Below are 6,660 nucleotides of genomic sequence, written 5' to 3'. Positions count from 1 at the left end.
TCGACTCCCTCCTCCGCCTTGCGATCGCACGCACCAGGCCCCACCGGCCCCGCCCTTCGGGCGGCCGGAGCTACTTTGACGACACTCCCTAGGGCAGCCGCCCCTCACGCGCGAGGGGCGCGCCCCGCCGGATTGTGCCAGTGCGGGGCGGGGCGGCCCAGGAACCACTCGCCGAAGCCCAGCGGGCGGTCGCGGGAAGACACGTGGGAGGGGACCGCGTCGTAGAAGAGCCGGTCGGGGCGGGCGCCGAGCTCCTCCAGGAGGTACGAGGTCTCCTCGATGAACGGGGCCGGCCCGCTGAGGTAGACGTCCTGCTCCCGCCACAGGGCGCGGTTGCCGAGCGCGGTAGCCAGCCGCTCGGTGGCCTGGTTGCGGTGCTGCCCGGGGGCGGGCGTGATGTAGGTGACGCCGAGCCAGCCGCAGGCGGCGGCGTACGCGTCGATGAGGGGCCGGTCGTAGAGGTGCGCGGCGTCCCGCGCGACCACGAAGAGCCGTACGTCCTGATCGGGAGGGTGCTGCGCGAGGTCCTCCAGCATGGCCCGGACGGGCGCCCATCCGGTGCCGGCGGCGATGAAGGTGACGGGCCGGTCGTCGCGCCGCAGGGTCAGCTGCCCGCCGGGTGCTCCGAGCCGCAGCCGGTCTCCGGGCTGGACCCGCAGGACCAGGGCGGTGCTGAGCCGGCCGCCCTCGATCCGGCTGACGTGCAGGTCGACGGTGTCGTCGGGGCGGGGCGCGTTGCCGAGGGAGTACGTGCGCCAGGTGGTCGGGACGCGGTCGCTGCTCACGCTCACGTACTGGCCGGGCAGATAGGGGAGCGGGGAATGCGGCCGCAGGGTCAGGACGCCGATGTCCTGCCCGTACTGGAGGTGGCGCACGACCTCGGCGTCCCACCAGGGCGGGTCCTGACTGGTGGCGGCGCCGCTCAGCATCGCGTCGGCGATCACCTGGTAGGCCTCGGTCCACGCCTTCTCGGCGGCCGGGTTCCAGGCCTCGCCGGAGGCCTGGGCGAGGGCGGCGAGCAGGCTGGTGCCGACGGCCGCGTAGTGCTCGGGGGCCACCAGGAACTTGCGGTGGTCGCGGCCGAGGTCGCGGAGATAGGGGACGAGCGTCTCGCTCTCCAGGTGGGTGATGACATGGGTGAGCGCCGAGAAGAGCCGGTCCCGCTGCCGCTCCATGTCCTCCAAGGAGGCCGGGAAGAGGTCGCGTACTCCGGGGTTGTGCCAGAAGAGGTGGGCGTAGAAGAACTTGACGGCGTGCTCGGCCCGTCTCTCCACCACCGCGAAACTGCTCTTCAAGATCCTCACGTCCACAAAACCGAAAGTAGGAATGTCGGGCAAGCTGAGGTCAAGCGATGGACGATCTACGGACAGCCGCGACGAACCACCCGTATCGGATGGTGACCACGAGCCGGGATACGGTCATCGCGTGCACGAGCAGACCTCCGCAACCCCGGCCGACGCCTCTTCCCCCCAGGGTCCGACCCTCTTCGACTGGGAGTTCGCGACCGACCCCTACCCCGCCTACGCGTGGCTGCGCGAGCACGCGCCCGTGCACCGCACCAAGCTCCCCAGCGGGGTCGAGGCCTGGCTGGTCACCCGGTACGCCGACGCCCGCCAGGCCCTCGCCGACCAGCGGCTCAGCAAGAACCCGGCGCACCACGCCGGGTCGGCGCACGCCAAGGGCAGGACCGGGATTCCGGGGGAGCGCAAGGCGGAGCTGATGACGCACCTGCTGAACATCGACCCGCCGGACCACACCCGGCTGCGGCGGCTGGTGTCGAAGGCGTTCACCCCGCGCCGGGTCGCCGAGTTCGCTCCGAGGGTGCAGGAACTCACGGACCACCTCATCGATCAGTTTGCGGCGAAGGGAACGGCGGACCTGATCCACGAGTTCGCCTTCCCGCTCCCCATCTACGCCATCTGCGAGATGCTCGGCGTACCACGGGAGGACCAGGACGACTTCCGCGACTGGGCCGGGATGATGATCCGGCACGGCGGGGGTCCGCGCGGCGGAGTGGCCCGTTCCGTGAAGCAGATGCGGACCTACCTCGGTGAGCTCATCCATCGCAAACGGGATGATCTGGGCAATGACCTCATCTCCGACCTGATCCGGGCGAGCGACCACGGCGACCACCTGACGGAGGGTGAGGCCACCGCCATGGCCTTCATCCTCCTGTTCGCCGGATTCGAGACGACCGTGAACCTCATCGGCAACGGGGTCCACTCCCTCTTCATGAACCCGGACCAGCGCGAGCGCCTCCAGGCCTCCCTCGCGGCGGGCGAGAGCGCCCTGCTGGAGACCGGCGTCGAGGAACTGCTGCGCTACGACGGCCCGGTGGAGCTGGCGACCTGGCGGTTCGCCACCGAGCCGCTGACCCTCGGGGGGCAGGACATCGCGGCCGGCGACCCGGTGCTGGTCGTCCTCGCGGCGGCCGACCGCGACCCCGAGCGGTTCGCCGACCCCGACACCCTGGACCTCTCCCGAAGTGACAATCAGCACCTCGGATACGGGCACGGAATCCATTACTGCCTCGGCGCGCCCCTCGCCCGGCTCGAAGGACAGACGGCGCTGGCGACCCTGCTGACGCGCCTGCCGGATCTGGAACTGGCCGTTCCCCCCGCTGACCTGCGCTGGCGCGGCGGTCTGATCATGCGGGGTCTGCGCACCCTGCCGGTCCGGTTCACGCCCGGTGGCCACTGAGTCCTCCGCGAAGTCCGGCTGACCGGAAGTCAGTTCCCGCCCGAACTTGTGACAATCGTTCGAAGGCCGCTAGGTTCTGCCGTTACCCCGCTGTTATGCGAAAGGTGCATCCTCATGCGTTCCGGGAACGGCCGCCACAGACGCCCCCGCCAGGTACCCGCCCTGGTCGTCACCGCCGGAGTCACCGGCTCCGCACTCGCCCTGCCGCTGCTCGCCGCCACCAGCGCGAGTGCCGCGGACACCACCACGTGGGACAAGGTCGCCGACTGCGAAAGCGGCGGCACCTGGAGTGCCAACTCCGGCAGCGGGGCCTACGGCGGGCTCCAGTTCACGCAGGAGCAGTGGAAGAACGCGGGCGGACTCGCCTACGCGGAGCGCCCGGACCTCGCCAGCCGGTCCCAGCAGATCGCCGTCGCCGAGCGGGTGCTGGCCTCGCAGGGCCCCGAGGCGTGGCCGCTGTGCGGGGCCTCGGCCGGGCTGACCCAGCAGGCGCCGGCCGCCCAGGTGGACCCGGGTCTGACCCCGGTCGTGCCGGTGGCCCCCACTCCGACGCGGCCGGACGCCTCGGTGCCCGTCACCGGGTCCGCCGGCCCCACGGACTTCGGGGCCCCGACCCCGCGGCCGGTGCCCGGGGCCGCGGCGCCCACGTCCCCCGCCACGAGCCCGTCGGGTCTGCCGGACTACCCGCTGGGAGCCATCAGCGGACTGCCCGTCATGCCCGAGCCGGACTACACGATGCCGCCGACGGACCCGACCGCTCCGCCGACCACCGCTCCGGACGCCACCACCGGCGCCCCGGGCGTGCCGCTGACTCCCGTCACGCCGGGAAGCCCGTCCGGCCTGCCCGTCCCCGGCATCTCGCCGGACCCGACGGCCCCGGCCACCCCCACGGCCCCCGCCACCCCGGGCGCCGTCACCGAAACCCCGGCCGACGGGACGGTCGAGGGCGGCGGGAAGCACCGCGGTCCGGCGGCCACCGAGGCGACGCCGTCCGCTCCTGACGCCGCGTCGGTGCCCACGTACACCGTGAAGCCGGGCGACAGCCTGACGGCCATCGCGGACGCGAGTGGCCTCAAGGGCGACTGGAACAAGCTCTACGCCGCCAACGAGCAGGTCATCGGCGGGGACGCGGATCTCATCAAGCCCGGCCAGAACCTGGATCTAACCCTGGAATAGGGGCAGTTCGGACACCCAGAAAAGACCTGAATGTCGCTTATCGGCAAGTGAGACATGCGTCTCTTCCGGTCAACTGGCGTGTCTCGCCCCGAGGCTTCCGCAAACCCGCCTCTCACCTGCGCAAACGTGCTCGGAATGAGCGCAAGTAGGCCCGTTTCCCCCCGATGATGCTCGTTGAACATCGGGGGGAGACCTGTCTACCTTCTGAATCGCTCGCCACCGCGGGCTCCTTCGACCGCATCGCCGAATCCTGCCGGCGGACGGGGGGAACAGTCGTCGCGTAAAGCGCCGAAGGCAGGAGCGGGGGAACCAAGGTAGGCGCCGGGAAAGGCCGTTGAGAGACGGCACGTACCGGCTTGGGGTTAAGACACGCGCTAGGTCGCGTGGCCGGGCAACTCATCCGCCCGAACCCGACAGCTCACCTCGAAGGCGTCGGTGAGGAGAAGACCATGCTGCTTTCCGGCAAGGGCAAGCACCGTCGCGGCTCCAAGGCCGTTCGTATCGTCACGCTCGCCGGTGTCGCCGGTGTCGCCGTCGCGGCTCCGCTGATGGCCGCGGGCACCGCCAGCGCCGCCACCGCGTCCCAGTGGGACAAGGTCGCGCAGTGCGAGTCCGGTGGCAACTGGGCCATCAACACGGGCAACGGCTACTACGGCGGCCTGCAGTTCTCGGCCTCCACGTGGGCCGGCTACGGCGGCAAGGCGTACGCCGCGCAGGCCAACCAGGCGTCGAAGGCCCAGCAGATAGCCATCGCCGAGAAGGTCCTCAAGGGCCAGGGCAAGGGCGCGTGGCCGCACTGCGGCGTCGGCCTGACCAACGCCGCGTACACCGGCGGCGCGGCCGAGGCCGCCAAGCCGAAGACCGAGACGAAGAAGGCCGAGACCGTGAAGCCGAAGGTCGAGACGAAGAAGTCGACGGCCAAGCCTTCCGAGGCGCCGGCCCCGAAGCCGACCGCTCCGAAGCCGACCGCTCCGAAGACCGAGGCCCCCAAGACCGGGAACGGCTCGTACGAGGTCAAGTCGGGCGACACCCTGGGCACCATCGCCGAGGCCAACGGCGTCAAGGGCGGCTGGGAGAAGCTCTTCGAGCTGAACAAGGACATCGTCTCGGACGCCGACCTGATCTTCCCGGGCCAGAAGCTGAAGCTCAGCTGAATCCCGGCGTAACACCTGACACACCAGCACCATCCCACCGCCCGGCGCGTATCCCCCCACGCGCCGGGCGGCGGCGTGTCCAGCCTCGTCGCCGGATCCCTATGTCCGGGAACAGGGGTATTCAGCCCCTTTTTCGTCCCAGGACCCGGGCGGTAGGCCGGCCCAGTGCCCGGATCCGGTTAGGCTCTAGTCGGCAAGGCCGTCCCACGGCCCACACGCCACCGCACACCCAGCGTCACATCCCAGAAGGAGATGCTCGTGCCGTCCATCGACGTCGTCGTAGCCCGGGAAATCCTGGACTCCCGAGGCAACCCCACGGTCGAGGTCGAGGTGGGCCTCGACGATGGCAGCACCGGCCGTGCTGCCGTTCCGTCCGGCGCCTCCACCGGTGCATTCGAGGCCATCGAGCTTCGTGACGGTGACCCCAGCCGTTACTTCGGCAAGGGTGTAGAGAAGGCCGTCCTCGCCGTCATCGAGCAGATCGGCCCGGAGCTCGTCGGCTACGACGCCACCGAGCAGCGTCTGATCGACCAGGCCATGTTCGACCTGGACGGTACCGAGAACAAGGGCTCGCTCGGCGCCAACGCCATCCTCGGCGTGTCCCTCGCCGTCGCGCATGCCGCGTCCGAGGCCTCGGACCTCCCGCTCTTCCGCTACCTCGGCGGCCCGAACGCGCACCTCCTGCCCGTTCCGATGATGAACATCCTCAACGGTGGGTCGCACGCCGACTCCAACGTCGACATCCAGGAGTTCATGATCGCCCCGATCGGCGCGGAGTCCTTCTCCGAGGCGCTGCGCTGGGGTGCCGAGGTCTACCACACCCTCAAGAAGGTCCTGCACACCAAGGGCCTCTCCACCGGCCTGGGTGACGAGGGCGGCTTCGCCCCGAACCTGGAGTCCAACCGCGCCGCGCTCGACCTCATCGTCGAGGCCATCAAGCAGGCCGGTTACGTCCCGGGCAAGGACATCGCGCTCGCGCTCGACGTCGCCGCGTCCGAGTTCTACAAGGACGGCCTGTACGAGTTCGAGGGGAAGTCCCGCACGGCCGCCGAGATGACCGAGTACTACGAGGAGCTCGTCTCCGCGTACCCGATGGTCTCCATCGAGGACCCGCTGTACGAGGACGACTGGTCCGGCTGGAAGACCCTCACCGACAAGCTGGGCTCCAAGGTCCAGATCGTCGGCGACGACCTCTTCGTCACCAACCCGGAGCGTCTCGCCCGCGGCATCGAAGAGGGCTCCGCGAACGCCCTTCTCGTGAAGGTGAACCAGATCGGTTCGCTCACCGAGACCCTGGACGCCGTCGAGATGGCCCAGCGCAACGGCTTCAAGTGCATGATGTCGCACCGCTCCGGCGAGACCGAGGACGTCACCATCGCCGACCTCGCCGTCGCCGTGAACTGCGGCCAGATCAAGACCGGCGCCCCGGCCCGCTCGGACCGCGTCGCCAAGTACAACCAGCTGCTGCGCATCGAGGAGATCCTCGACGACGCCGCGGTGTACGCGGGCCGCTCGGCGTTCCCCCGGTTTCGCCCTGCGAACTGAGTGGGCACAGCGCCCTGCGAACTGAGTGGGCACAGCGCCCTGCGAACTGATTAGGCACAGCGCTGCGAACTGATCAGGCACAGCG

The 6,660-nt window shown here is 70.2% G+C and carries 5 protein-coding genes and 1 riboswitch; of the genes, 4 read left to right on the top strand and 1 reads right to left on the bottom strand.

The genetic code is table 11. From position 1 onward, the window contains the following. Positions 1 to 104: 104 nt before the first annotated feature. Complete coding sequence (locus tag ACWDYJ_RS13860) at positions 105 to 1,310, bottom strand: globin domain-containing protein (RefSeq protein WP_451565728.1); 1,206 nt, start codon at positions 1,308 to 1,310, stop codon at positions 105 to 107. 115 nt (positions 1,311 to 1,425) lie between these two features. On the opposite strand from ACWDYJ_RS13860, the gene ACWDYJ_RS13855 reads away from it, so the two are divergent. The 4 genes from ACWDYJ_RS13855 to eno all read left to right on the top strand — a co-directional run bounded on the left by ACWDYJ_RS13855 (position 1,426) and on the right by eno (position 6,575). Next, positions 1,426 to 2,700, top strand: a complete 1,275-nt coding sequence (locus ACWDYJ_RS13855) for a cytochrome P450 family protein (protein ID WP_451565727.1) — start codon at positions 1,426 to 1,428, stop codon at positions 2,698 to 2,700. Positions 2,701 to 2,814: 114 nt separating this feature from the next. Then, on the top strand, positions 2,815 to 3,876 hold the full coding sequence (locus ACWDYJ_RS13850) for a transglycosylase family protein (protein WP_451565726.1): 1,062 nt from the start codon (positions 2,815 to 2,817) through the stop codon (positions 3,874 to 3,876). A 276-nt stretch (positions 3,877 to 4,152) separates the two neighbouring features. Continuing rightward, a riboswitch (cyclic di-AMP (ydaO/yuaA leader) is annotated at positions 4,153 to 4,323 on the top strand. A 2-nt stretch (positions 4,324 to 4,325) separates the two neighbouring features. Beyond that, positions 4,326 to 5,030: a transglycosylase family protein gene (locus ACWDYJ_RS13845; RefSeq protein WP_451565725.1), complete on the top strand. Its 705-nt coding sequence runs from the start codon at positions 4,326 to 4,328 to the stop codon at positions 5,028 to 5,030. A 252-nt stretch (positions 5,031 to 5,282) separates the two neighbouring features. Continuing rightward, a complete protein-coding gene (gene eno, locus ACWDYJ_RS13840; RefSeq protein WP_451565724.1) occupies positions 5,283 to 6,575 on the top strand; it encodes a phosphopyruvate hydratase in 1,293 nt (430 codons plus the stop codon). Positions 6,576 to 6,660 lie beyond the last annotated feature (85 nt).

This window comes from Streptomyces sp. NPDC003042 (assembly GCF_053591315.1).
This window is presented reverse-complemented; position numbering and strand designations above follow the sequence as displayed.

Excerpts from the sequence above, each read along its gene's own strand:
- ACWDYJ_RS13850 (WP_451565726.1), top strand. The coding sequence starts at position 2,815 with ATGCGTTCCGGGAACGGCCGCCACAGACGCCCCCGCCAGGTACCCGCC.
- eno (WP_451565724.1), top strand. The coding sequence starts at position 5,283 with ATGCTCGTGCCGTCCATCGACGTCGTCGTAGCCCGGGAAATCCTGGAC.
- ACWDYJ_RS13845 (WP_451565725.1), top strand. The coding sequence starts at position 4,326 with ATGCTGCTTTCCGGCAAGGGCAAGCACCGTCGCGGCTCCAAGGCCGTT.